Origin of the sequence: Microcoleus sp. EPA2, from assembly GCA_020882975.1 — a bacterium.
GTDB lineage: Bacteria > Cyanobacteriota > Cyanobacteriia > Cyanobacteriales > Microcoleaceae > Microcoleus.
Genome location: JAHRFD010000012.1, coordinates 133433 through 157569, shown reverse-complemented (window position 1 = coordinate 157569; position 24137 = coordinate 133433). Strand labels below are relative to the sequence as shown.

Here is a 24137-nt window from a genome sequence, read left to right as displayed (position 1 = left end):
TAATTCCAGCTCCGACATCCTCCGGCTGACTCCTTTTTCCCAGAAGGAGTCTTTTTTTTGCCTCAGTGGGGGATTTTGGGTGCTGGAGCTACCACCCATAGCTAGAATATTTTTACGTTTAGATGATCTATATAGTTTATGTTCGCCCGCTCATGAAAAAACCTACAGCTCGCCCTACTACCTTATTCATTACCTGTGCTTCACTGCTGCTGGCTTGCAGTCAGACGGACAAGACGAACACTCCCCAAACCTCTACCACAGCATCTCCGGCGACTTCGCCATCTGCCAGTGCTTCGCCAGGGGGTTCGGCTGCGGGAAGTTCCAACAATATATATATAGGGATTGGGGTGGCCCAAACTAGCAACGTGGCTTTACTCGGCCAGGAACAAGTGGCTGGGGCGAAAATTGCCGAGAAGTATTTTAACGACAAGGGCGGTGTGGATGGGACGCCGATTAAGCTGGTTTTCCAAGATACTGGTGGAGATGAACAAGGGGCGATCAATGCTTTCAATACTCTGATCAATCAGGATCGGGTGGTGGGTATTGTGGGGCCAAGCCTGTCCCAGCAAGCTTTTAGTGCCGATCCGATCGCCGATCGCGCCAAAGTACCGGTTCTGGGACCATCCAACACCGCTAAAGGGATTCCCCAGATTGGCGATTATGTGGCCAGAGTCTCCGCGCCTGTAGCCGTGGTAGCACCTAACGCAGTTAAAGCAGCCCTCAAGCAAAATCCCAATATTAAGAAAGTAGCTGTATTTTTTGCTCAGAATGATGCCTTTAGCAAATCTGAGACGGAAACTTTCCAGACAACGGTTAAAGATATGGGGCTGGAATTGGCAACAGTCCAAAAATTCTTAACTACTGATACAGATTTCCAATCTCAAGCCACTAATGCGATCAATGTCAAGCCCGATCTGATTATTATTTCCGGGTTGGCCGCCGATGGAGGCAATTTAATTAAGCAATTGCGGGAGTTAGGTTACAAAGGGGTTATGATTGGGGGCAACGGTCTGAATACTTCTAATATATTTCCTGTTTGTAAAGCGCTCTGTGATGGAGTTTTGATTGCCCAAGCATACAGCCCAGAATATTCCAATCTGATTAATAAAGATTTTCGTGATGCTTATCGCGCTCAATTTAAAAAAGAACCGCCTCAGTTTAGCGCTCAAGCTTTTACTGGTGTTCAAGTTTTTGTCGAGTCATTAAAGGCGATCAATTCTCAGTCTAAGGTTAGCCAACAACCTTTGCCACAATTGCGTACAAATTTGAATCAGCAGTTGTTGCTTGGAAAATACGACACCCCTTTAGGACAAATTTCTTTTACAGCAGAAGGTGAGATTAATCAGAAAGATTTTTATGTAGCAACGATTAAAATGGAGGCGGATGGAACTAATGGGAAATTTGAGTTTTTGAAGTAAAAAAATAGGCAATTAAGCAATCAAAAACATGAGTGAGACGGTTTTAGAAAGAATCCAGAAATTTAATCACGGGCGCAACCCGGAGCGACTTTTGTTGAAGTACCAGGCAATGAGAACTAATAGTTTTGTCTTTTTTCGCGGTACTTGCCATTTATTTTATGAAGATTTAGATAAAAGTTATGTGCTGAATGATACACCACCTGTATGGGTGTGTGGTGATTTGCACTTGGAAAATTTTGGCAGCTACAAGGGTGATAATGGATTGGTTTATTTTGATATAAACGATTTTGATGAATCCGCTTTGGCTCCGGCTAGTTGGGAAATAACTCGTTTTCTGACTAGCGTTTTAGTTGGTGCGAATACGCTGGGGGTGAATCAGTCGGAAGCATTGATTTTGTGTCGCTGCTTTCTCCAAGCTTACACTGATGCTTTAGCCTTGGGAACTGCTCGTACTGTGGAGAGGGGGAATGCTGAGGGGATGGTTGCAGATTTATTGGATAGTTTGAAGTTACGTCAGCGGAAAGATTTTTTGGATCGGCGGACGGAGGTGAAAAAGGGTCTTCGCCGCTTGGTTATTGATAATAAGCGGACGGCGGCTATATCCTCGCAGGAGCGATCGCTCGTGGAATCTTTGATGAAGAATTGGGCTGCTAAACAGCCAAATGCCGAGTTTTTTAAGTTGTTAGATGTGGGGGTAAGAATTGCTGGTACGGGGAGTTTGGGGGTAAAGCGCTATGTGGTTTTAGTGGAAGGAAAGGGTTCTCCTGATGGGAATTATTTGTTGGATATTAAACAAGCACTTCCCTCTTCTTTGATGCCGTATTTGAAGTTGTCTCAGCCTCAATGGGCTAATGAAGCCGTAAGAATTGTGGCTATCCAAAAGCGGATGGAAGCTATGCCACAAGCTTGGGTTTCGGTGGTGGAAATGGATGGAGAACCGTTTGTGTTGCGGGGGTTACAACCAACTCAAGATAAGGTGAGTTTGGATCAGTGGAATGGGAAGTTGGGGCGGTTAAAAAAGGTGCTAAAAACTATGGGGGAAATTACTGCTTGGAATCAGTTACGCAGTAGTGGTAGCCAAGGATCGGCGATTGCAGATGAGTTAATTAATTGGGCGGAAAATGCCGATCGCTGGCATGACCCTCTGTTGGACTATGCTCAAGCATATTTTACTAAAGTACAAGCAGATTATCAAGATTTTTGTTCGGAAATTACTCAGAAAAAGTCGGCGGGTTAAAAGAGGTAATGTGGATCTCACTCAATTTATTCAACAATTTTTGAATGGTTTGTCGATCGGCAGCGTGTATGCTATTTTTGCCCTGGGATACACGCTGGTGTTTTCTATTTTGGGAATTATTAATTTTGCTCACGGCGCCGTATTTACCTTGGGTGCTTATTTCACTTATGCGCTGATGGGAGGTGCTGTCGGTTTTAATGGGTTGTGGGCTAATGCTCGAATTCCGGTGCAATTGCCTTTTGCTGCGGCGTTAATTTTGGGAAGTGTCATGGCTGGTTGGGTGGGAGTAATTGTTGAACGAGTTGCTTTTTTACCTTTGCGCCGCCGACACTCAGATCCTCTGCTGACGGTGGTTTCTAGTTTGGGTGTTGCAGTTGCGATCGCCAATATCATCCAATATCTTGTCGGGGCGGAGATTTATACTTTTCCTGCTAATACTTACGGATATTTGCCTGCTGCAATTAACTTCGGAACAGCGGATAAACCGATTCCGATTCGGACTGTGCAAATAGTAATTTTTGCGGTATCAGTTGCGATCGTAACTGTCTTAACTTACTTAATAAATTTCACTAAGTTTGGCAAAGCAATGCAGGCTGTAGCTGAAGATGCTACTACTTCTAGTCTATTAGGAATTGATACCGATCGCTATATTGTGTTGACGTTTTTTGTGAGTAGTTTTCTGGCTGGTTTGGCGGGGAGTTTGGTGGGTTCTAGCGTGAGTATTGCGGGGCCTTATTTTGGGATTGCTTTTGGTTTGAAGGGTTTGGCGGTGATCGTGCTGGGGGGGTTGGGGAGTATTCCTGGGGCGGTTTTGGGTGGGTTTATTATTGGTTTGGTGGAGGCTTTTGTACCGGGAGATTTTTCGGCTTATAAGGATGCTGTGGCTTTTGCGATATTGTTTATTATGCTATTGGTTAGGCCGCAGGGTTTGTTTGGAAGGCGTTTGATTCAAAAGGTGTAGGATGATTAAAATTGGGGCAACCACGGGGGGATTGCCCCTACATAAACTAATTAGATCGGAATGATTTAACCGCAGAGGACGCAGAGAACGCAGAGAAAGAGAAGAGAGAATTGAATGATTATGATGGGATTGGATTTGAGATAAAGTTGGTATTTAAGTATGTTTATTATTTAAAATAAAATCATGGCTGCATTTTTTACTACTTACGGGTTTCTGATTGTCTCGATGTTGCTAGGTGCAATGTTGGGAATGTCGCTGTATTTGCCTTTAATGACTGGTCAGTTGTCTCTGGCTAGCCCTGGTTTTTATGCGTTGGGTGGGTATATTGCGGCGATTTTGTCTACGACGGTGTTTAAGCCGACAGGGGGTTTATTTCCTCTGCCATTGCTGTTACTGGAGATGATAATTGCAGGGGTTGTTTCGGGGTTGTTGGGGATTTTGGTGGGAATTCCGGCGCTGCGTTTGAGTGGGATTTATTTGGCGATCGCAACTATTGCTTTTGTGGAAATTTTGCGGGTTTTATCGCTGAATCTGGATATCACTGGCGGGGCTGTGGGCATTTTTGGGATTCCGCAACCGTTTGGGACGCCGATCGAGTATTTGTGGATTGTATTACCTTTGCTGTTGGTAAGTATGGCGATTGTCTATCGGTTGGAACGGATTCGGGTGGGGCGGGCTTTTGCGGCGATTCGGGCTGATGAGTTGGCGGCGGATGCGATCGGGATTAACCCAACTTTTTATAAGGTTTTGGCTTTTACGTTAGGTGCTATTTTAGCTGGGGTTGTCGGTGCGGTTAGTGCCCATTTTCTGAATACTTGGAACGCCCGTCAAGGGACTTTTGATGCTAGTATTATTTACTTGACTTCTGTGTTGATTGGTGGTAGCAGAACGTTTCTGGGAGCAGTTTTGGGTGGGATGGTTTTTACTGCTTTACCGGAGGTTTTGAGGGGGATGGCGACTATTCAGGGATTGCCGGTTTGGCTGGCACAATTTCTGCGGGATGGGCGGTTAATTGTGTTTGGGGTGCTGATTGTTTTGGGGACGATATTTTTTCCGCAAGGTTTGGTGACGCCGGAGTTGTTGAAGAGGTGGAGGAAGGGCGATCGTACTTCTGTTTAAAATTAGATTATTGGTAGATATAAAGTGCGATCGCCTCCCCACTCCTTATAGATCGCCTATCCATAAAAAAGTAAGGTGCGATACTTTTGATTCATCGCCTATCTATAAAACCGTGTCTCACAGATCGCTTATAATAAATCTATTATCGTATGTCTGGGAGTTTAAACTATGTCTCTCGCTGAGTTAATTCCTTTGGTGGACAGTCTGAGCCAGTCAGACAAATTATCACTCTTCAAACTCCTAGCCGTGCAAATCCCAAAGGCTGAACTACAAGTTATCTTTTCTGCATCAGAGTATCCGGTTTGGTCGCCCTACGACGCAACGGAAGCTGCAAACATTATGATGCAGATGATTCGGGATGACCGAGAGGCATCTACTCATGCCTAGTACGATCCAGTTTCCCTTTTCTATTGTTAGACCTCACAGATTTTCAATGAACTCCTCGACTGTGACTTGCGCCTGCTTGAGAATGCCGCTCAACGTACCAACCTTCAATTCTTGATGCACAGGAACAACGCAACCAATTTCGCCTTCTTCGGTTGCCTTCTTCAGAACAACATGACTGCCAGTTTGACGAACTTGCTCGAATCCTAAACGCTCCAATGCACGAATTGCTTCTCTACTTGAAATTCGCGGCATTTTAGGCATAGCTGACCTCAATGCTGGTCACAAATCTCGGAGATGTTTCAGGTACGGGAAATTCCTCCAAATATAACCGCGTAGCCTCTCTCAAACCCGCAATCGCCTGCTCGATCGTTTCACCTTGATCTACTGTTCCAACTTCTGGACATTCAGCTATGTACATATCATCTTCTTTGTACAGAAGAACTGTAAAGCTGCGATTTTTCATTGCATCTTATCCCTCAAGTTTTCTCTAATAAGCATAACATAACCCTTTCCCATATCAGTCATTCGATTTTAGATTTTAGATTTTAGATTACAGATTGACTACTCCACTGCAACAATTAGATTGTCTGTCGATCGAGCAGCATTGAGCTTGTTGCCTGTCATTTATCGAATCAGGCGAAACCCAACATCCATTGGCTTGAGCGGGGCTTAGGTGTTGGGCGGAGTGAAACGCAGGGTTCATGCTTCAACCCAACCGACGATGTGGGCGATCGCACTAGGTTCAATGTAGAAACTGTTGCCAGAAACAAAGGTGATGACAAGGCGTGCAAAACCTGAGTTTAACGAGTTGACAGTGAACTTCAACGCGACACCTGCCAAATTTTAATCGTATAGTCATCACTACCACTAACCAAAGTCTGCCCATCTGGACTGATGGCGACAGAAATAACCGAGTTGGAATGACCCGACAAAGTGCGGATTAAATTGCCTGTTGCCAAATTCCAAATTTTAATCGTATTGTCCTCACTACCACTAACCAAAGTCTGCCCATCTGGACTGATGGCGACAGAAATAACCGAGTTGGAATGACCGGACAAAGTGCGGATTAAATTGCCTGTTGCCAAATTCCAAATTTTAATTGTTTTGTCAAAACTACCACTAACCAAAGTCTGCCCATCTGGACTGATGGCGACAGACCTAGTCGAGTAGGAATCACCCGACAAAGTGCGGATCAAATTGCCTGTTGCCAAATTCCAAATTTTAATCGTATTGTCACCACTACCACTAACCAAAGTCTGCCCATCTGGACTAATGGCGACAGAATAAACCGAGTAGGAATGACCCGACAAAGTGCGGATCAAATTGCCTGTTGCCAAATTCCAAATTTTAATCGTATTGTCCTCACTACCACTAACCAAAGTCTGCCCATCTGGACTGATGGCGACAGAATAAACCCAGTTGGAATGACCCGACAAAGTGCGGATTAAATTGCCTGTTGCCAAATTCCAAATTTTAATCGTATCGTCCCAACTACCACTAACCAAAGTCTGCCCATCTGGACTGATGGCGACAGACAAAACATTGTCAGAATGACCCGACAAAGTGCGGATTAAATTGCCTGTTGTCAAATTCCAAATTTTAATCGTATCGTCATTACTACCACCAACCAAAGTTTGCCCATCTGGACTGATGGCGACAGACCAAAACGAGTGGGAATGACCAGTAATAGTTTTAACTAAAGAAACATTTTCTAAAGAACTTCCACTCGCACTAACATCTCTCTGACTAACAGAACTCCCACCTAATGTAGAGAACCAAAACCCAATTCCTCCCCCCAAAACCAACAACACCACCGCCCCCACGCCTAGAGGTAAATTAGTTTTCCGCTTTGCCAACTTTTGCGCCAGTTCCTCTATCCGCTGCAAAAGCGCCTGGGTATTGTGCGGTCTATCCCCTGGCCTTCGCGCCATCAAATTATCGATAAAATCTGCCAAACTCGGTGAAATATTCGCCGCCTGTCGCCAGCGAAACACATCGTTATGGGCATCGTAAAATTTTAAAGGATGCTGTCCCGTCAGCAAATACACAAACGTCCGTCCCAATGCAAAAAAATCTGATTGCGGTACTGCTTGGGAGTTTGCTTGTTCCGGTGGCGTGTACCCAGCAGAAACTACCGCCGTAATTTGCTTTCCCACACCCACCTTGGCAAGATAAGTATAGGTCGCTTCCCTCGCCGTGCCAAAATCAATCAACACCAACTGCCCATTCGGTCTTAGCATGATATTGGGCGGCTTAATATCCCGATGGAAATACTGCTTCCCATGTACTAAATGCAATATTTCTGCCAGTTGCTTTAACCAGGCTATTGCTTGCCGTTCGGAAATGGGATGATTTCCCTGCTGTTGTAGCCACTCTTCTAAATTTGGCCCCTCGATTTTTTCCATCACAATGCAGTGCAATATCAACCCGTTTCTGGTTTGATACTGGAAATAACCATCGACTTTGGGAATACCGGGATGCTGGAATTGCGCTAATACTTTTGCTTCCTGCTGAAATAGTTCGACTACTTTCGGTTCGTTGTTGAAATGTTCTTTGAGGACTTTCAGTATTTTAGAGATTCCCCGTTCTTCTGCGGTGTAAATTTTGCCAAAACCGCTTTTATCGCTGAGAAGTCGCATCACGCGATCGCGTCCTTGCAGCAGTAAGTCGGAACCGCAACTTTGACAGTGGCGGTTGTTAGTGTTCTGCGAGTGGTCTGGTTTTGGGCAAGTTGGGTTGATGCAAAGGCTCATAGCTAGTATTGAGAGCGGTTACTTGTAGTATATAGGAGCCGCCTTTCCTTTGAGATTAGTTATTTCTGTCGTACCCGATTCGTGATACCGTGCCTGAATCTGAGCGATAGAAAAGATTGAGACGCTTCAACATTTTACTACGATTACAATCTACCCGTACACGGAAAACAAGCAGATATAATTGCTGATGTCGTCAAGGTTTTGCTAGATTACTTGGGGCAACAGCACCAATAAAGTTAAGATTGAAATGGTTGGTAAATTACGACAGTTGGGATTGAAGGATGAGCAAATTGCAGAGGTGCTAGGACTAGCCTTGGAGGTCGTGAAATCATTATAATATATAATATTTGCCGTATTTTTGGGAAGCAGTATCATGTCAAGGATTCAGTTAGATATAGGTTTCAATCGCTTAGGAAGGTTTGCCGAACAAACGATCGCCTTTTGTAAAAAGTGGCGGATCGTAGAGTTAGCGCTGTTTGGTTCGGTTTTGCGAGAAGATTTTTGCCCAGAAACAAGCGACATAGATATACTCGTAACTTTTGCACCTGATTACCGATGGACATTTGATGACGCGATGCAGATGCAGGAGGAACTTGAAACTTTATGCGGACGCAAGGTAGATATCCTTAGCAAACAATGTATCGAACAAAGTATTAACTGGATTAGAAAACAAGAAATTCTCAACTCTGCAAAGGTAATTTATGTCAGCAAATAGAGATATGGCTTCCCTGTTGGATATTGTACAGGCTGGCGAGATGATTCAACGTTATCTCACCGGAATTGACAGCGAGGAATTGGCAGCTTCTGATGAGAAACAAGCTGCTATTATTTATAGAATAATAGTTATTGGTGAAGCCACAAAACGCATATCCTCTGAATTTCGCGCTGAACATCCAGAAATCCCTTGGAAAGATATGGCAGGAATGAGAGATTGGGTTTCTCATGCTTACGATCGAGTAAATTTAGACATCGTTTGGGATGTTGCTCAAAACAAAATTCCTCAACTGCTAGTTCAGATTAAGCCATTGATTGCTGGCGACTCTAGCTTAAAACACATATAATTAGTCAGGAGGTATAAGTTTTATGTTCGCAGTCGTCACGCCAGAAAAAATTCACTTGCCACCAGGAACACTGATAAAATTTCCTGGTAGTTGGCAGGATTACCAAGCACTTGTAGAACAATTGGGCGATCGTCAGATTCCGCGCATCAAATATCGACCAGGAGAGATTTTATTAATGTCCCCTTTACCCGTACACGGAAAACAAGCAGATATAATTGCTGATGTCGTCAAAGTTTTGCTAGATTACTTGGGCAGAGATTATGAAGCGTTTACGCCAATTACGATGGATTTGCCGGAGGTAAGAGGTGTTGAACCAGATTATTGTTTTTATATCGATAATTGCGCCGCAATTCTGGGTAAAGATCGGATTGCTTGGGGTGTTGAACCACCGCCCGATCTGGTGATTGAAGTGGATGTCACTAGCTACACTAATTTGGATGATTACTTGCCTTATCAAGTGCCGGAAGTGTGGCTGTTTAAGAAAAATAGGCTCATAATTTACTGTTTGGAAAATGGTCTATATGTCGAAAGTTTAATCAGCCGTTATTTTCCCAATTTTAATGTATCAGAAATTGTGGAGGAATGCTGGCAAATGTCGCGCGAGAACCATACAAGTACAGTAATTCGGGAGTTGCGACGGAAAATTGAAAAAGAGAACTCTTGAATCTGTGATTTGGTTTGTAGTAAAGACTTCAGCGGCACAATTTATGCGGGGCAAAGTTAGGGGCGGGCGGGTTTATTGAGATTGTTGGTTCTTGTTATATATTGTTGGTGAACCCGTCCCTACAGCTAGTTGAATGATGGAATATCTCAGATCGATCGCACTTTTTGACTAATATCAATAACCGGCAAGATGCCTGTTCCACAAAGATAGTACCCGCACCCACCTCAGATGCGGACTTTGCATCCCGGCAGTAAGCAGGTGCAATTGCCAGCTATATTGACATATAAGCCGAAAGTAGAAAAAATAAAGGTACGAGCATGGCATCCATCCGCGAGTTGCACCGACAACTGGTCAATAAAGAACGCTCTGCTGTGGAAATTACTCAAGAAGCATTAGACCGTATTACCCAGCTAGAGCCAAAATTAAAAAGCTTTCTGTGCGTGACAGCAGACCGCGCAATGGCGCAGGCAGTCCAAGTGGATGCCAAAATTGCCGCCGGAGAAGAAATTGGCCTCTTGGCCGGAATCCCGATCGCCGTTAAAGACAATATGTGCACCCAAGGCGTTCCCACAACCTGCGCCTCTCGGATTTTGGAGAATTTTGTCCCTCCTTACGATGCCACTGTTGTGTCGAAACTCCAAGCCGCTGGTGCGGTGATTGTGGGTAAGGCGAACATGGACGAGTTCGCAATGGGAAGCTCGACGGAAACTTCTGCTTATCAAGTTACAGCGAATCCTTGGGACTTAGAGCGGGTTCCTGGTGGTTCTTCTGGCGGTTCTGCCTCTGCGGTAGCGGCGGGAGAATGCGTTGTGAGTTTGGGTTCGGATACTGGAGGTTCGATCCGTCAACCAGCTTCCTTTTGTGGCTTGGTAGGGCTAAAACCCACCTATGGGTTGGTTTCTCGCTACGGTTTGGTGGCCTATGCTTCTTCTCTCGATCAAATCGGCCCCTTTGGCCGGACTGTTGAGGATACGGCGATTTTGTTGGGGGCGATCGCCGGTTACGATCAGAGAGATTCCACGAGTCTGAATGTGGAAATTCCTGATTATGCTCAAGCTTTGAGACCTAATTTGCGCCCGAAAGGTCAGATTAGAATTGGGGTAATTAAAGAAACTTTTGGTGTAGGGTTAGAGCCGGCGGTGAAAGAATGTGTTACTAAGGCGATCGAACAATTTCAAAAGTTGGGAGCAGAAATTCAAGTAGTTTCTTGTCCCAGGTTCCGCTATGGTTTGCCCACTTACTACATTATTGCTCCATCAGAAGCCTCGGCTAATTTGGCGAGATATGATGGAGTTAAGTACGGTTTCCGGGCTGCTGACTCTGACAATCTTTTGGATATGTATGCCAAAACTCGCTCTCAAGGGTTTGGTTCCGAGGTGAAGCGCCGGATTGCGATCGGCACTTATGTTTTGTCGGCTGGATATTACGATGCCTACTATTTAAAAGCTCAAAAAGTTCGGACTTTAATTAAAGAAGACTTTGAGAAAGCTTTTGCTCAAGTTGATGTTTTGGTCTGTCCTACAGCTCCAACTACGGCTTTTAAAGCGGGCGAAAAATTCAACGATCCCTTGAGTATGTATTTGTCAGATTTGATGACTATTCCGGTCAATCTGGCTGGTTTGCCCGCTTTGAGTTTGCCCTGTGGCTTTGATGATAAGGGACTACCGGTGGGAATACAACTGATTGGTAATGTTTTGCAAGAATCTCGCTTGTTTCAAGTGGCTCACGCTTACGAGCAGTCTACGAATTGGCACTTGCATAGCCCAAAATTGCATTGATTTTTGAAATTAGGCGGAATGCTGCGGCGCAAGTTAGTAATGGATTATGGCTAATTATGTCAATTCATAATTAGCCATAAATTTTGACTAATAGCCCATTAGCCGTGCACTCTCCTATTTCCCATGAATAACTTGCTGGTATTAATTTTGTCTAAATCTTTCATCGGTTTTGGGATATTTCTGGCGATCGCCTATTCTGGTGCTTGTCTATATTTATTTTTAGCGCAAGGTAAGTTTATCTTTTTTCCGACGCAGGTCATCTCTTCAACTCCCAAAGATTTTCAGTTGAAATATCAAGATGTGGTACTCCCAATTTCCCGTAAAACGGGTGTAGCAGAAAGCGTACACGGCTGGTGGATTCCCACATCAGATACCCCCCCCAGCCCCCCCTTAGCAAGGGGGGGAGTAAGAAAATCCGTTCCCCTAAACAATGACAAACCCGTCTCTCCCTCTCCTGTCCCCCCCCTTTATAAGGAAGGCTCCTCTCCTGTCCCCCCCCTTTATAAGGAAGGCTCCTCTCCTGTCCCCCCCCTTTATAAGGGGGGGTTAGGGGGGGTAGTCTTATACCTGCACGGGAATGGTTTAAATGTAGGGGCCAACGTGGAACACGCTAATCGATTTCATCGGTTAGGTTTGTCCGTATTCCTCATAGATTATCGCGGTTATGGAAAAAGCCAGGGCGAGTTTCCGACAGAATCTCAGGTTTATGAAGATGCTCAACTCGCTATGGATTATTTAGTAAAACAACGGGGAATTAACCCTAAGCAAATTTATATTTATGGTCATTCTTTGGGAGGGGCGATCGCGATCGATCTAGCAGTGCGAAACCCGGAAGCCGCGGGGTTAATCGTGGAAGGCTCTTTTACTTCGGCACGGGAAATGGTAGACTTTCAGTCTGCGGTGTATCGGATATTTCCCATCGATTTATTGCTGAGACAGCGGTTTGATTCTATTGCTAAAGTCGATCGCCTGGAAATGCCTGTACTATTTATTCACGGAACCGCTGATACTGTAGTTCCCGTTGAAATGAGCAAAAAACTGTTTGATGCAGCCCCTGAACCCAAACAGTTATACATAGTTCCAGATGCCGGTCACAATAATTTAGCAGACTTTGCAGGTGCTGAATATATCGAAAAAATCAGCAATTTTTTTCAACAGTCAAACACGATTAAACATTAAATAGTAAACAGAATAATCGAGATACCCGATTTGTTAAAAAAAGTCGGGTATCTAACTGCGATCGCCTAATTCCTGAATTGGAAAATATTCACAGGGCTGGACAGTAATTGCAGTAACTATTGATCTTGATTGATTCTGATTCCTCTTTCTTAGCTGGACAACCTCGCTGAGATGTTTTTTTGTTGGGCATCCGGGCACCACATAAATTGGCATCTTTGAGATTGGCTTTAATCAATCTAGCATCGCTGAGGTTGGCATTCCTGAGATCTACACCAGTGAGATTTGCACCAGTTAAATCCGCTTCTGTCAGATCTGCACCGCTGAGATTTGCACCAGTTAAATCAGCATTCCTGAGATCGGTCCCACTTAGTTGAGATGCACTCAAATTCGTACATTTTAAATTAGTAAACTGGAGAGAAGCCTCTCTGAGAGAACTCTCGCTGAGGTTAGCATTTTCTAAGTTCGCTCCCCTGATGTCAGCCCTGCTGATGTTAGCTTTGCTGATGTCAGCGTTGGTCAAAAAGGCATTTCTCATGTTGGCGTTGTTTAAATTAGCTGCCATTAAATCAGCCCCGGTTAAATCGGCATCAATCAAGTCTGCCCTGCTCAGGATGGCACCGCTTAAATCTACTCCAAACAGGTCTGCACGGTTCAAGGAAGCTCCAAATAGGTCGCATCCTGGACATCCTCTAGTTTCTAACAGTCGCTGGACTAGGGACAAATTTTGAGCTGGTAAGGGAACTGCTGCGAAAAATGGTAGCAGCACTATTGCTGCTGTCAGAATAGTCCGTTGGATTTTGGTCATAGCAAATATTACTTACGTAGTTCGGGTGAAAGTTCCGGTAACAGTAGAGGTTTCAGGGTGGGCTAGCATATCTGAGCCATCAGCAGTCTCAGCCATCAAAGGATTTACCATGTAGGGGTTATACCCCCTACAACAAGCCAATGAAGAGTACAAAGGAGGAATATTCATACTCTGTTAAGTTTTGTTTTACTACGGAGGGTAATGGTCTGCGTACAGGTGTTGAGTAACTAAGCCAATTGGCTTAGAGTCTTTAGACATATTGCTGATGCCTTGGCTTCTAGAAAAAAGATAGCATTCTTGTGTAATCGCCGAAATAATACTGAGTACGAAAGTATAAAAAAGTACAGCTAGTAAACGGCGGGTGTGCAAATTGATTAAAGCTAACACTTTCAGACGAGGAGAACAAATGTCTACTAGCATAGATGAACTGGCAGAAGGCGGCCGTGGTATTAAACTGATGTGGCAGATTGCAGACCAGCTAACTTACACCCGCAATTTCGAGGGTCGCAATTGTTTGTTACTCACTAAAAGTTACGAACCAGAAGGCCGTGTTCGACACAAAAAAAATCAAAAAGCCAGTGCTTTAGATGGGTTACTAAATTTGTTAAATCGGTGGGACTGGCTGGATATAGAACAACAGGAAGAAGTCTTAGACGATATTCCCCTGAGAACTCTTAACCGGGAAGTAAATACTGATTTGAATGATGTAACTAAAGTTTTCGAGTTGTTTGAGCAGTTGCAGGATTTATCGTTTCCTAGTGAGACTTGGTACGCCCTTCAGCTAGCAGTTGTTGAAGGTTTCACTAATGCAGTTCGTCACGCTCACAAAAATCTGCCCGCTGAAACTCCTATTCAACTGGAAGTTATGGTTTTTCACGGACGCTTGGAGTTCCGAATTTGGGATTGCGGAGTGTATTTTGATTTGGATGCTAAAATCACTGAATTTATTCTGGAAGATAGAAAAGTCTGCTTCAATCTCGATGATTTTAGCAAGACTTCCTTGATTCCTCATAGCAAAAAAAACACTTTTGTCAACTCTCAGTTTCTGATTGCTGGATAGAGATGTTATATATGACAATCAAGAAACTGCGTTCTTTGAAATTCTTCTTGAATAAGAACGGTGCTTAGGGGAATATTTATCGGTTTTGTCTGTGGGTTTTGTCTGTAGATGGGGAAAGGTATTTTACATATTACCTTCGTGTTGTGAGTTTTGATAATATCTACGGTGCTTGGGTAAGCCTGTAGAGGTTCGATGGAAAATGGTGCATCTTTCAAATTAAATATTAAAATTTTAAAATTATTGTCAATAATCTTAAAATTTTGATTTATCATAGTATATGGTCAATCACCAATTACTAACGACCGCTAATGATTGCTAAGGAAAATTTATTTGTTTTGTCTCTGTTTCCCTACTTGGGGTTTCTTTGGTTTTTGACTAAATCTGGAAAAACACCACGTTTAGCTCTGATGGGATTTTATGGCACTCTGGTATTCGTGGGTGTGACAATTCCCGCCGCAATTTATGCAAAAGTTGCTTATAACGAATCCCTCGCCAATGTTGACTGGCTTCACGGTTCAGCGGAATTATTCTTAACACTTGCGAATATTTTAGTAGTTTTAGGATTTAGGGAAGCAGTGATTAAAGCCAAAGAATCTTCACCGGAATAGTTTCTCAAGGGTGAAGGGATTTATCGGTGGGAGTAACAAACAGCCAAAAGGCAAAATGGAGAGAAACAAAGTGTTTTAGTCTGTTTTTTTTCACTGTTGAGGATGTGGATTTACCATTTATGCTATCTCTAAAAGGGATGGATTGGGGTTTTTGATGATTGGGTGAGATAGTTCAGATACTGAGAAATGCGATCGGGTTCTGTGTCAAGTAAACGGGTAGCCCAAGAGTGTAAATTTAGTCGATCGCGCATTTCTCCAAATACGAGCATATCCCCCTGATTATTCAGGGGAAAAATGCGAGCATCAAATCCAGCAGACTTAAGACGGCTAACAGTTTCTTCGCCATCTTGCACCCACAATTGAGGGCTAATGCGAAGGGGTTGACAGGAATATTCACCTACCACAATTCCCCCCACCGAAACGCTACCATCTTGTCCTCGATTGGAAAGTTCTTGCAAAATAGCTTTGAGAGAATTCAGTTTTTTGGTGTCTTTTATTTGCTGGGGTGTCAAGTTAATAATCACCATTTGTAAAATTGCTACTGGTTTTGGTACTTGTACCCTGTTGAGTGGTTCTGGCTCCCAAGTTTTTGGCTCTTCTGGTTCTAAGGGATTTGTTTCTTCTCCAGTCTCTACTGGTGTTAATGGTTTAGCACCGTCTACAATTATCTGAATTTCCTCCCCATCTTTCTCAATTTTTCCACTAATCAGTAACACAGCATTCTCTGTAATATGGGAGCCAATCTGTTCGTAAGTTTTGGGAAAAACTACAGCTTTGAGTTGACTGGTTAAATCTTCTAATTGCAAAATTGCCATTTTCTCACCTTTTTTAGTAACTACTGGTTTGATAGCACTAATCATGGCAATAACTGATACTTTTCCCTTCTTTTCTGCTAGTTCTTGGATAGTAACCACATCGGGTTCTTGGTTTACTAAGAGCAAAATTTTCAGGGGATGTTCTGAGACATAAAATCCGAGCAATTCTTTTTCATATCGCAACTTTTCTTGTGCATCGAAATCTTTGACTATTTTAGATTTTGGCGCAGACTCATACTTATTTGCAGACTTCCCAAAGTTCATCCCACCTAACAAATCAAATAGATTACCTTGACCGCTTTCTCGGTCTTTTTTCCGGTCTTGTGCCCATTTAATTACCCCTTCCATGTCGTTGATTAATTGCTGGCGGTTATTCTCAATTTTGTCAAAGGCTCCGCATTGAATTAATGCTTCCAAGGCGCGGCGGTTGACAGCATGAAGATTGACGCGATCGCACAAATCGGGTAAAGATTTAAAATCCCCACCTTCCTGTCGCGCAGCTAAAATATTTTCAATTGCACCCTCACCCACATTTTTGACCGCCGAAATCCCAAACAAAATTTTATCTTTTGCAGGATGTTTCATCTTGATAGGTGTAAACGTCAGTTCAGAACTATTGATATCCGGCGGCTCTACTTCGATACCCAGTTTGAGACAATTAGCGATATATCTCTGTACTTTATCCTGGTCCCCACTGTTAGCAGTCAGCAGTGCAGCCATATATTCTACAGGAAAATTTGCCTTTAAATAAGCAGTTTGATAAGTGATGTAGGCATAGGCCATTGAGTGGGATTTATTAAAGCAATATTCCGCGAAATTCAGCATTTGGTCGAACAATTCTTCGGCAATTTTTTGAGGGACACCATTTTTAGTTGCCCCATCAATAAATGTTTCCTTTTGCTTCTGCATTTCCTCCGCTTTTTTCTTCCCCATGGCGCGACGCAGCAAGTCAGCTTGACCTAAAGAATAGCCTGCTAAATCTTGAGCCATCCGCATAATTTGCTCTTGGAAACAAAGCGTTCCATAAGTCTCTTTTAAAATCGGTTCTAACAGTGGATGGTCGTATTTAACTACCTCTCTACCGTGTTTGCGATCGATAAATTGTGGAATCAAACCAGCATCCAGGGGGCCGGGACGGTAAAGTGCCAGAATAGAAGAAATATCATCCAGACAAGAAGGTTTAATTTTTTTTACTACATCCAGCATCCCAGAAGATTCTAACTGAAAAATACCTTCTAAATCTCCTTTTTCTAAGAGTTTATAAGTTTTTGCTACATCACCGGGCAACTTGTTGTTTCTAGTAAATGTCTCTTGAGCTCTGCGTTCTATATCAGAAGGCAGCCCTTCGGCATCGATGGTTATATCTTGCGTTTGCTTAACATAATCAACAGTTTTTTGGAGGGTTGTTAAATTCTTAAGTCCCAAAAAGTCCATTTTCAGTAACCCCAAAAATTCCAAATCTTCCATGAAATATTGGGTAATCACAGCACCTTCGTTATTCTTTTGCAGCGGTACGATTTCATCTAGGGGTTGGGAAGAAATCACCACACCGGCGGCGTGAACGCCGTAGGTTTTGTTGGTTCCTTCTATGCGAATTGCCATGTCAATCCACTGACGGACGGGGACTTCGGTGCCAGTTTCTGGATTGATGCAAATTGTGTTTTGGTAGTTGTCTTTAAATTCCTGTGCAGGTGTTGCATCGGAAATCATCACTTTCAGTTTTTCTGGTTTTCCCCGCGACACTGGAATCATTTTTGCCATTTCGTCTGCTTTTTTGTAGGGAATACCTAAAACTCTGGCAACATCTTTCAAGACAGCTTTTGATGTCATTCTATTAAATGTGATAATTTGCGCTACGCGGTCTTCTCCATATTTTTCGGTCACGTATTTAATCATGTCATCCCGTCTTTCGATGCAGAAATCGCTATCAATATCTGGCATTGATTTGCGTTCGGGATTGAGAAATCGCTCGAATAGTAACCCGTGGTGTACGGGGTCTATATTGGTAATTTTGAGGACGTAGGCAACTAGAGAACCTGCGGCAGAACCGCGTCCTGGTCCGACGGGAATATTGTTATCTCTGGCGTATTTGATGTAGTCCCAAACTACTAAAAAGTATTCAGAAAATCCCATTTGCTGAATCATTTTGAGTTCGTATTCTAGTCTTTGTTTGTAGACGGGAGGTATTTCATTTTTGGTGCGGGATTTGAGGCGTTCTAATAGTCCTTGCCAGGATATTTCTTCTACATAGGTATCGGCGGTATGTTCTGGGGGAATTGGAATGGTGGGAATCCGAGCTTCTCCTGTTAAGTCATATCTTGATACTTTGTTTGCTACTTCTAGCGTGTTTTCGATCGCCTCTTGGATCGTTTCAGCATCCAAATGGTCTTGGAATAGTTGCGCCATTTCGTCAGCGGACTTCAAATACTCTGTGCCGCTGTAGCGCATCCGCTTTTCTTCTTCTATTAGTTTGTTGGTGTTAATACATAACAAAGCGTCGTGAGCTTCTACGTCGTTGCAAGAAATATAGTGAGAATCATTGGTGGCGACTATTTTAATTTTTAGTTCGCGAGCAATTTTGACGATTTCTACATTTACAAGTCGGTCTTCTTGGGAGCCGTGGTCTTGTATTTCTAAGTAGTAATCTTCTCCAAATACTTCTTGATACCATTTGGCGACTTCACGGGCGACATCTAGCTTTCCTTGCATAATCATTTGGGGAACTTCTCCACCCAAGCAAGCGCTGGTAACAATTAAGCCTTCGGAGTATTGTTTTAGGAGTTCTTTGTTGATGCAAGGGCGGGCAAAAATTCCTCTTTCTGGCATTCCCTTTAAATGGGAAATTGTAGTTAATTTGACTAAGTTTTTATAACCTTGGGTGTTTTTAGCTAAAACAACTTGATGGTATTTTCTTCTACCTCGAACTTTTACTTCGATGTCGCCGTTGACAACGTACATTTCGTTGCCAATAATGGGTTTAATATTTTTATTGCGACAAACTTTAATCAGTTCGATCGCCCCATACATGACTCCGTGATCCGTAAGGGCGATCGCGGGCATCCCCAATTCCACCGCCCGCTCTGCTAGCTGCTGTAGCTGAGATGCCCCGTCTAGCAGGCTGTAATCGCTGTGGATGTGCAAACCAACGAAAGACATAGGGATTTAAGATATGAGATCTGAGATTTTAGATTGTACACCATGGGGGTAGAGAAAGATAAAATAAAAAGATTTGGGAGTCGAAATAATGATGTCACCGATTTAATTAATTTTAAGTAAACAATAACGGTGAAATATCATCATTAGACAGATCCCATAACTATTGTGGAACAGGCTCTATGCCTGTTCAAGACAGGCTTTTTGGGAGATGTAATAATAGGTGAATGGGAGATTTTTCTGACCAAATTCTAGTCCTGTTTAATTTTTTCTGTTGTTTGAGCCGATCGCCAAATCCACCAAGCAGCCGCCCATAGAGTAAAATTGCCGATGAGAGTCATGGCGGCTTGCAGGGTAACAATCCATTCTAGGGCTGGAGAGTTATCAAAATAGTGCCATGTACAGGCACACATAGCGCTCACGAGGGCGGGTAACATGGCGGCGGAAAGGGCCCACCAAGCTCGGTTGTGAGTAACTTCGCCGTAGGTCCAAATTAACCAGATGGCGATAATCCACTCGACGACGCTAGAGATGTGAATAATCCAGGTGGGAATTGACAAAGCGTGCATTGTTTGTATTCTGAAATAAGATGCAAGATGTATTGATTAGATATTGTAATAGTTAGATTCCCCATCGTAAACTAAGAAAAGAGTAAAAATGCGAGCAATTTTGTGCGGCTATTACGGTAAAGGCAACGGTGGCGACGAGGCGCTATTAGCCTCGCTACTGCAAATGTTACCAGATGATGTGACACCGATCGTCCTTTCTGGCAATCCTGTGGAGACAAATCAGCGTTACGGTGTAGCTGCGCGCGATCGCATGAATGCGTTTCAAGTCCTTGAAGCACTCCGCACCTCCGATGCCCTAATTTGGGGTGGTGGCAGTTTAATCCAAGATACTACTAGCATTATCAGCCCATTTTATTATGGCGGTTTGATGGGATTAGCACAACAAATGGGATTAAAAACTGTGGCTTGGGCCCAGGGAATTGGGCCTTTGAATCGAGAAATTACCCGTAAGTTATCTCAGCGGTGTTTTGCTGGATGTACTGCGGTTAGCGTGCGGGATAAAGGTTCTGCTACCCTGCTAGCAGATTGGGAAATTCCTTTTACTTTAGCGCCCGATCCGGTGTGGGCTTTGGAAAATTCACCAGTGTCGGGTTTGTGGGATTTACCAGCGCCCAGAGTTGCGGTTTGTTTGCGATCGCATCCTAGCCTAACTCCCGCTCGGTTATCTATCTTAACTCAAGCTTTAGTGGACTTTCAAAAAGCCACCCGCACGTTAATTTTATTGCTACCATTTCAAGCTTCCCAAGACTTAGAAATTGCCAAACATTTGCATGAAGCCCTACCAAAAAGGAGTCGTATCCTAAGTTTAGCAGACCCCAGGAAACTCAAAGGAGTGTTCCGGGGAGTAGAAATGGCGATCGGGATGCGCTACCATAGTTTAATTATGGCAGCTTCAGAAGAATGTCGCTGTTTTGCCCTCAGCTACGACCCGAAAGTTAGTCAGTTGATGGACGAGTTAGAAATGCCGGGATATTTATTATCAGACTTGCCAGACGATCCTTATTTAATCAGTAAAATCTGGATCGAACACTATGCTAATGGCGACGCATTATCGCCAGACAGGATAAAATTTATAGTAGGGCGATCGCTCTTTCATAAAGAAGTATTGAAAACCGCACTCCAGCAATCTCCATAAGAGGTAAAATACCATGACAGTCAGTACAGCCGACTTGAAAATTACCTGGGAAAAATTGCCCGCCGATTTTATTTTAGACGAGGAACCAGTGGAAAACATCGACCAGCCTTTGCTAGCTGCTGCCTTGCGAGAAATCTTAGAAATTGCAGGGCTAATAGTAGCAGGAATATTAATTGCTCCAAATATGGGTATTTGTGCGACAGTAGACAGCAAGCTAGTCATCAAAGCTCCAGATTGGTTTTATGCCCGCAACGTACAAGCACTTCCCAGTCAAGAAATTCGCCGCAGTTACACTCCCAACTTAGAAGGGGACATTCCGGCGATCGTGATGGAGTTCTTGTCAGCTACTCCCAGCGATGAATATTCAATCAAGCCAAGTTATCCCCCCGGTAAATGGTTTTTTTACGAACAAGTATTGCGAGTTCCAATCTATGCAATCTTTGAACCAGCCGCCGGAGTGCTAGAAGTCTACCAGTTGGATTCAGGAGGAAGGTATCAAGCACAGCAACCCGATTTAAATGGTCGTTATTGGGTTGCTGGAGTTGGGCTATTTCTGGGTGTTTGGCAGGGAACAAAAGCGGAAAGAACCGGATATTGGTTGCGGTGGTGGGATGAAAGCGGACAGATGTTATTGTGGGGAGTAGAAATGGTAGAAAGGAAAAGGCAAGAAATAGAAATTTTTCAAGAGCGGGGCGATCGACTAGCAGCACAATTAAGAGCAGCAGGCATTGAACCAGAAGCTTGATACAATAATTAGAAGTGAAACATTGTAATCATGCAATTTTTGATTTCTAATGGCGCGATCGCTAATTCGTGAAAAAAATTAGACCAGTTAGCAAAAATCAATAATTATCAGCGTTAATCTGCCTTCATCTGCGGTGAAAAATCCCATTAAGGAGACATCAAAATTGGCAAGAGTTAGAGTTCGGGAACACGTCAATCCCCTATCCATTCGATATCAAGCATCCGTAAATCCCCCGGATTGGACAAAAATTTATGCTGACTTAAATTTGCCGCTGCATTTAGATATCGGTTGCGGTAGGGGAAGGTTTTTGTGGCACATGGCGCAACTCCAAACAGACTGGAATTTTCTCGGATTAGAAATTCGGGAACCTCTGGTAGAAGAGGCAAATGTTTGGCGGGATGAAAAAGGCTTGACAAATCTCCACTATTTATTTGGCAATGCCAATAGTTCTCTCAAGCCCATTTTAGAAACTTTGCCACCAGGTATTTTGCAACGAGTTAGCATTCAATTCCCAGATCCTTGGTTCAAAAACAAACACCATAAACGGCGGGTAGTCCAACCGGAGTTAGTCAATGATTTGGCAACCTATTTGGCAATTGGTGGCGAAGTTTTTATGCAATCTGATATTGAAGAAGTAGAAAGGGAAATGTGCGATCGCTTTTCATCTCACCCTAGCTTTAAGCGTCAATACAATGGCGAATGGTTAGCAGAAAATCCCCTACCTGTGGCCACGGAGAGAGAAATTGGTAGACTCCAACGCGGCGAACCAGTTTATCGAGCATTATATCATAAATGTGGATCGCCATCTTAAATTGATAAGTCCCATTTGCGTGCTGTTTATTTCCACCTTTCTACTTAGCATCTGTTAAATTCACTTAATTAAATCCAAGAGGGAAGCCACATCCTAATTTTCCATTCAAGTTCCGACAAAGGGAGTCCCAAATAAATAGGCATCCAGAAAGCAAAACCACCCAAAACCATAAAAATAATTGTCACCGCCATCCCTCGGAGACGATTTTGAGGACTATTAATCCACCTGTCAACCCACCAAGCAATTGCCAGCGTTGCAAATACAGAACAACCCATATAATGATACAAAAATATGCAACGAGTCACCTTGATCCAAGGCAGCAAATTAGCAGCCCAGTTAACTATTAAGTATAACATTAACCACATTTCAGTAGTGGGCGGAAACACAAATAGCTGCTGCTGTTCCAAGAGATTAACAGAAGCCTCATTGCGGGTTTTTCGCCAAATCCAAAAGCGGTTAACCAAAATTACTGCTACTAATATTAAAGCTAAAGTTGACAGCCACCAAAGCATGGGATTGCCCATTGCGTGAACGTCAAAAATTACCTTAGTCGCACCGGTTGGCAGAGGTGGCAAAACAGGATCTGGTGGTGAATTATTCGTAGCAGTTTTGTAGAAGTAAACGATGGGGCGCAACATCAGAGGCCAACCGTACCACGCGGAACAGTAAGGATGAACGTTGGGGCCGCTCTTAATTCGCTGGTGATAAGTCAAAATCTCTGTTTGCATCTGCCAGAAATTGGGAGTTGGATTAAGGTGTAGGTGAGGAATCCAAGAGATGCTGTAAACTACAATAGGAATAATAGCTAAACTTAGTCCTACTTCTAAAAAATTGAGTTTTGTCAATTTTTGGACTGGACTTGCGGCCGGAAGGATTGTTGATAATTCCTGGTTTTCCAGTTGTGATTCTTCTTGATTTTGTTGAGTAAGTTGCACGACCCAAGCGCAGATTAAAATTAAATAAGTTCCAAAAAGAAACCATAAGCCGTTCCATTTAATAGCAGCGGAAGCGCCGAAACTAGCGCCGGATAGCCCTAGCAAAATCCAGCGGTTTTTCCCTTCTGTTTCGACGGATTTTAAAATAAATATTTGACCTAATATTCCAAATAAAACTAGATAAATGTTATTCAGTGCGTACCGAGATTCGACTAAAAATAGACCATCGCAGGCGGCAAATAAAGCAGCAATAAAAGCATAACTACGACGTTTAACGAGCTGATAGGCTAGCGCTCCCACAACTAGGGGAATAAAGGAGCCTGTGAGAGCATTGAGCCAGCGGTAATCCCAAGGAGAAAGTAGGGAACCTGCCATACTGTTTACGGCGGTTTTGCCGAAGGGAAGATGAGTTCCGATCCAGATGCCGATCGCAATTATGTACTGACTCAGAGGCGGGTGAGCGTTGAAAAAAGGCGTTTTGGTGAGATAATCGTTGGCAAATTTAGCGTAGTAAACCTCGTCAAATACGAAAGTGTTAAATCGCTCTAGTTGCCAAAAGCGGAGAGTTAAGGAGACGAGGAACACAGCGAGCATTCCTAGGTAAAAAATAAAATTAGATTTGTTGAATAGTTTTTTGTTCGCTTTCATAAAAGGCATCAAAAAGATAGTAGATTCGAGAGTGAGCAAAGCCGAACCATCAGGACACGGCGCCGTGTGCATTGGTGTCAACTTAAGCTTTTAGTCCGCCAGTCCTCCCACTTACCCGGCAGTCCGCCAGGGAATCAATTCCCTGTCTAATAGTCAAAGTCCTCTCCAAGAGGACTGAAGAACTCATTAGTCCTCCCACTTACCCGGCAGTCCGCCAGGGAATCAATTCCCTGTCTAATAGTCAAAGTCCTCTCCAAGAGGACTGAAGAACTCATTAGTCCTCCCACTTACCCGGC

At 43.5% G+C, this 24137-nt stretch carries 23 protein-coding genes; 15 read left to right on the top strand and 8 right to left on the bottom strand.

The features are described 5' to 3' along the window. Window positions 1–152 precede the first annotated feature (152 nt). From AAFP14_RS13440 to AAFP14_RS13420, 5 genes are all read left to right on the top strand, one after another. Window positions 153–1418 carry an ABC transporter substrate-binding protein gene (locus tag AAFP14_RS13440; protein ID WP_341732747.1) on the top strand — a complete coding sequence of 422 codons (1266 nt, stop codon included), beginning with the start codon at window positions 153–155 and terminating at the stop codon, window positions 1416–1418. A gap of 28 nt (window positions 1419–1446) precedes the next feature. Beyond that, window positions 1447–2655 carry a DUF2252 domain-containing protein gene (locus AAFP14_RS13435; RefSeq protein WP_341732746.1) on the top strand — a complete coding sequence of 403 codons (1209 nt, stop codon included), beginning with the start codon at window positions 1447–1449 and terminating at the stop codon, window positions 2653–2655. 10 nt (window positions 2656–2665) lie between these two features. Further along, complete coding sequence (locus AAFP14_RS13430; protein ID WP_341732745.1) at window positions 2666–3616, top strand: branched-chain amino acid ABC transporter permease; 951 nt, start codon at window positions 2666–2668, stop codon at window positions 3614–3616. Window positions 3617–3799: 183 nt separating this feature from the next. Then, complete coding sequence (locus AAFP14_RS13425) at window positions 3800–4735, top strand: branched-chain amino acid ABC transporter permease (RefSeq protein WP_341732744.1); 936 nt, start codon at window positions 3800–3802, stop codon at window positions 4733–4735. A gap of 168 nt (window positions 4736–4903) precedes the next feature. Continuing rightward, entirely contained in the window at window positions 4904–5122 is a 219-nt protein-coding gene (locus AAFP14_RS13420; protein ID WP_341732743.1) for a hypothetical protein, read from the top strand. 33 nt (window positions 5123–5155) lie between these two features. Here the strand turns inward: AAFP14_RS13420 and AAFP14_RS13415 are convergent, their stop codons facing one another. The 4 genes from AAFP14_RS13415 to AAFP14_RS13400 form a co-directional block, all read right to left on the bottom strand. Further along, window positions 5156–5374: a type II toxin-antitoxin system HicA family toxin gene (locus tag AAFP14_RS13415; RefSeq protein ID WP_341732742.1), complete on the bottom strand. Its 219-nt coding sequence runs from the start codon at window positions 5372–5374 to the stop codon at window positions 5156–5158. 1 nt (window position 5375) lies between these two features. Next, window positions 5376–5585 carry a type II toxin-antitoxin system HicB family antitoxin gene (locus AAFP14_RS13410; RefSeq protein ID WP_096829806.1) on the bottom strand — a complete coding sequence of 70 codons (210 nt, stop codon included), beginning with the start codon at window positions 5583–5585 and terminating at the stop codon, window positions 5376–5378. Between the two features lie 236 nt (window positions 5586–5821). Further along, window positions 5822–5947: a hypothetical protein gene (locus AAFP14_RS13405; RefSeq protein ID WP_341732741.1), complete on the bottom strand. Its 126-nt coding sequence runs from the start codon at window positions 5945–5947 to the stop codon at window positions 5822–5824. After that, window positions 5944–7875 (bottom strand): serine/threonine-protein kinase, encoded by a 1932-nt coding sequence (locus tag AAFP14_RS13400; protein WP_341732740.1) that lies wholly within the window; start codon window positions 7873–7875, stop codon window positions 5944–5946. The genes AAFP14_RS13405 and AAFP14_RS13400 overlap by 4 nt, the downstream gene beginning before the upstream one ends. A 373-nt stretch (window positions 7876–8248) precedes the next feature. Here AAFP14_RS13400 and AAFP14_RS13395 point away from each other — a divergent pair, with 373 nt between their 5' ends. From AAFP14_RS13395 to AAFP14_RS13375, 5 genes are all read left to right on the top strand, one after another. After that, window positions 8249–8590, top strand: a complete 342-nt coding sequence (locus AAFP14_RS13395) for a nucleotidyltransferase family protein (RefSeq protein WP_341732739.1) — start codon at window positions 8249–8251, stop codon at window positions 8588–8590. Next, entirely contained in the window at window positions 8577–8936 is a 360-nt protein-coding gene (locus tag AAFP14_RS13390) for a HepT-like ribonuclease domain-containing protein (RefSeq protein WP_341732738.1), read from the top strand. Before AAFP14_RS13395 ends, AAFP14_RS13390 begins: the two co-directional genes overlap by 14 nt. A 22-nt stretch (window positions 8937–8958) precedes the next feature. Next, window positions 8959–9600, top strand: a complete 642-nt coding sequence (locus AAFP14_RS13385) for a Uma2 family endonuclease (protein ID WP_341732737.1) — start codon at window positions 8959–8961, stop codon at window positions 9598–9600. A 317-nt stretch (window positions 9601–9917) separates the two neighbouring features. Further along, a complete protein-coding gene (gene gatA, locus AAFP14_RS13380) occupies window positions 9918–11378 on the top strand; it encodes an Asp-tRNA(Asn)/Glu-tRNA(Gln) amidotransferase subunit GatA (RefSeq protein WP_341732736.1) in 1461 nt (486 codons plus the stop codon). Window positions 11379–11501: 123 nt separating this feature from the next. After that, the gene (locus AAFP14_RS13375) at window positions 11502–12557 is read left to right on the top strand and encodes an alpha/beta hydrolase (protein WP_341732735.1); all 1056 of its coding nucleotides are present in this window, start codon (window positions 11502–11504) and stop codon (window positions 12555–12557) included. A gap of 88 nt (window positions 12558–12645) precedes the next feature. On the opposite strand, the gene AAFP14_RS13370 is transcribed toward AAFP14_RS13375, so the two are convergent. Next, complete coding sequence (locus AAFP14_RS13370) at window positions 12646–13362, bottom strand: pentapeptide repeat-containing protein (protein WP_341732734.1); 717 nt, start codon at window positions 13360–13362, stop codon at window positions 12646–12648. Between the two features lie 406 nt (window positions 13363–13768). Here AAFP14_RS13370 and AAFP14_RS13365 point away from each other — a divergent pair, with 406 nt between their 5' ends. Both AAFP14_RS13365 and AAFP14_RS13360 read left to right on the top strand, forming a co-directional pair. Continuing rightward, entirely contained in the window at window positions 13769–14422 is a 654-nt protein-coding gene (locus tag AAFP14_RS13365; RefSeq protein ID WP_341732733.1) for an ATP-binding protein, read from the top strand. 308 nt (window positions 14423–14730) lie between these two features. Then, window positions 14731–15030 (top strand): DUF3593 domain-containing protein, encoded by a 300-nt coding sequence (locus AAFP14_RS13360; protein ID WP_341732732.1) that lies wholly within the window; start codon window positions 14731–14733, stop codon window positions 15028–15030. Between the two features lie 128 nt (window positions 15031–15158). Here the strand turns inward: AAFP14_RS13360 and AAFP14_RS13355 are convergent, their stop codons facing one another. Both AAFP14_RS13355 and AAFP14_RS13350 read right to left on the bottom strand, forming a co-directional pair. Then, the gene (locus AAFP14_RS13355) at window positions 15159–19001 is read right to left on the bottom strand and encodes a DNA polymerase III subunit alpha (RefSeq protein WP_341732731.1); all 3843 of its coding nucleotides are present in this window, start codon (window positions 18999–19001) and stop codon (window positions 15159–15161) included. Between the two features lie 248 nt (window positions 19002–19249). Then, window positions 19250–19567, bottom strand: a complete 318-nt coding sequence (locus AAFP14_RS13350; protein ID WP_341732730.1) for a DUF2499 domain-containing protein — start codon at window positions 19565–19567, stop codon at window positions 19250–19252. A gap of 88 nt (window positions 19568–19655) precedes the next feature. Here AAFP14_RS13350 and csaB point away from each other — a divergent pair, with 88 nt between their 5' ends. The 3 genes from csaB (at window position 19656) to trmB (ending at window position 22258) form a co-directional block, all read left to right on the top strand. Further along, window positions 19656–20702 (top strand): polysaccharide pyruvyl transferase CsaB, encoded by a 1047-nt coding sequence (gene csaB / locus AAFP14_RS13345; protein WP_341732729.1) that lies wholly within the window; start codon window positions 19656–19658, stop codon window positions 20700–20702. Between the two features lie 13 nt (window positions 20703–20715). Beyond that, on the top strand, window positions 20716–21447 hold the full coding sequence (locus AAFP14_RS13340) for a Uma2 family endonuclease (protein ID WP_341732728.1): 732 nt from the start codon (window positions 20716–20718) through the stop codon (window positions 21445–21447). A gap of 163 nt (window positions 21448–21610) precedes the next feature. Further along, window positions 21611–22258: a tRNA (guanosine(46)-N7)-methyltransferase TrmB gene (gene trmB, locus AAFP14_RS13335; RefSeq protein WP_341732727.1), complete on the top strand. Its 648-nt coding sequence runs from the start codon at window positions 21611–21613 to the stop codon at window positions 22256–22258. 68 nt (window positions 22259–22326) lie between these two features. Here the strand turns inward: trmB and AAFP14_RS13330 are convergent, their stop codons facing one another. Beyond that, complete coding sequence (locus tag AAFP14_RS13330) at window positions 22327–23913, bottom strand: dolichyl-phosphate-mannose--protein mannosyltransferase (RefSeq protein WP_472851048.1); 1587 nt, start codon at window positions 23911–23913, stop codon at window positions 22327–22329. Window positions 23914–24137 lie beyond the last annotated feature (224 nt).

Coding starts and splice junctions, on each gene's coding strand:
- AAFP14_RS13365 (WP_341732733.1), top strand. CDS start 13,769: ATGTCTACTAGCATAGATGAACTGGCAGAAGGCGGCCGTGGTATTAAA.
- csaB (WP_341732729.1), top strand. CDS start 19,656: ATGCGAGCAATTTTGTGCGGCTATTACGGTAAAGGCAACGGTGGCGAC.
- AAFP14_RS13355 (WP_341732731.1), bottom strand. CDS start 19,001: ATGTCTTTCGTTGGTTTGCACATCCACAGCGATTACAGCCTGCTAGAC.
- AAFP14_RS13400 (WP_341732740.1), bottom strand. CDS start 7,875: ATGAGCCTTTGCATCAACCCAACTTGCCCAAAACCAGACCACTCGCAG.
- AAFP14_RS13410 (WP_096829806.1), bottom strand. CDS start 5,585: ATGAAAAATCGCAGCTTTACAGTTCTTCTGTACAAAGAAGATGATATG.
- AAFP14_RS13385 (WP_341732737.1), top strand. CDS start 8,959: ATGTTCGCAGTCGTCACGCCAGAAAAAATTCACTTGCCACCAGGAACA.
- AAFP14_RS13375 (WP_341732735.1), top strand. CDS start 11,502: ATGAATAACTTGCTGGTATTAATTTTGTCTAAATCTTTCATCGGTTTT.
- AAFP14_RS13415 (WP_341732742.1), bottom strand. CDS start 5,374: ATGCCGCGAATTTCAAGTAGAGAAGCAATTCGTGCATTGGAGCGTTTA.
- AAFP14_RS13350 (WP_341732730.1), bottom strand. CDS start 19,567: ATGCACGCTTTGTCAATTCCCACCTGGATTATTCACATCTCTAGCGTC.
- AAFP14_RS13420 (WP_341732743.1), top strand. CDS start 4,904: ATGTCTCTCGCTGAGTTAATTCCTTTGGTGGACAGTCTGAGCCAGTCA.
- AAFP14_RS13390 (WP_341732738.1), top strand. CDS start 8,577: ATGTCAGCAAATAGAGATATGGCTTCCCTGTTGGATATTGTACAGGCT.
- AAFP14_RS13340 (WP_341732728.1), top strand. CDS start 20,716: ATGACAGTCAGTACAGCCGACTTGAAAATTACCTGGGAAAAATTGCCC.
- AAFP14_RS13370 (WP_341732734.1), bottom strand. CDS start 13,362: ATGACCAAAATCCAACGGACTATTCTGACAGCAGCAATAGTGCTGCTA.
- gatA (WP_341732736.1), top strand. CDS start 9,918: ATGGCATCCATCCGCGAGTTGCACCGACAACTGGTCAATAAAGAACGC.
- AAFP14_RS13425 (WP_341732744.1), top strand. CDS start 3,800: ATGGCTGCATTTTTTACTACTTACGGGTTTCTGATTGTCTCGATGTTG.
- AAFP14_RS13435 (WP_341732746.1), top strand. CDS start 1,447: ATGAGTGAGACGGTTTTAGAAAGAATCCAGAAATTTAATCACGGGCGC.
- AAFP14_RS13395 (WP_341732739.1), top strand. CDS start 8,249: ATGTCAAGGATTCAGTTAGATATAGGTTTCAATCGCTTAGGAAGGTTT.
- AAFP14_RS13330 (WP_472851048.1), bottom strand. CDS start 23,913: ATGCACACGGCGCCGTGTCCTGATGGTTCGGCTTTGCTCACTCTCGAA.
- AAFP14_RS13360 (WP_341732732.1), top strand. CDS start 14,731: ATGATTGCTAAGGAAAATTTATTTGTTTTGTCTCTGTTTCCCTACTTG.
- AAFP14_RS13440 (WP_341732747.1), top strand. CDS start 153: ATGAAAAAACCTACAGCTCGCCCTACTACCTTATTCATTACCTGTGCT.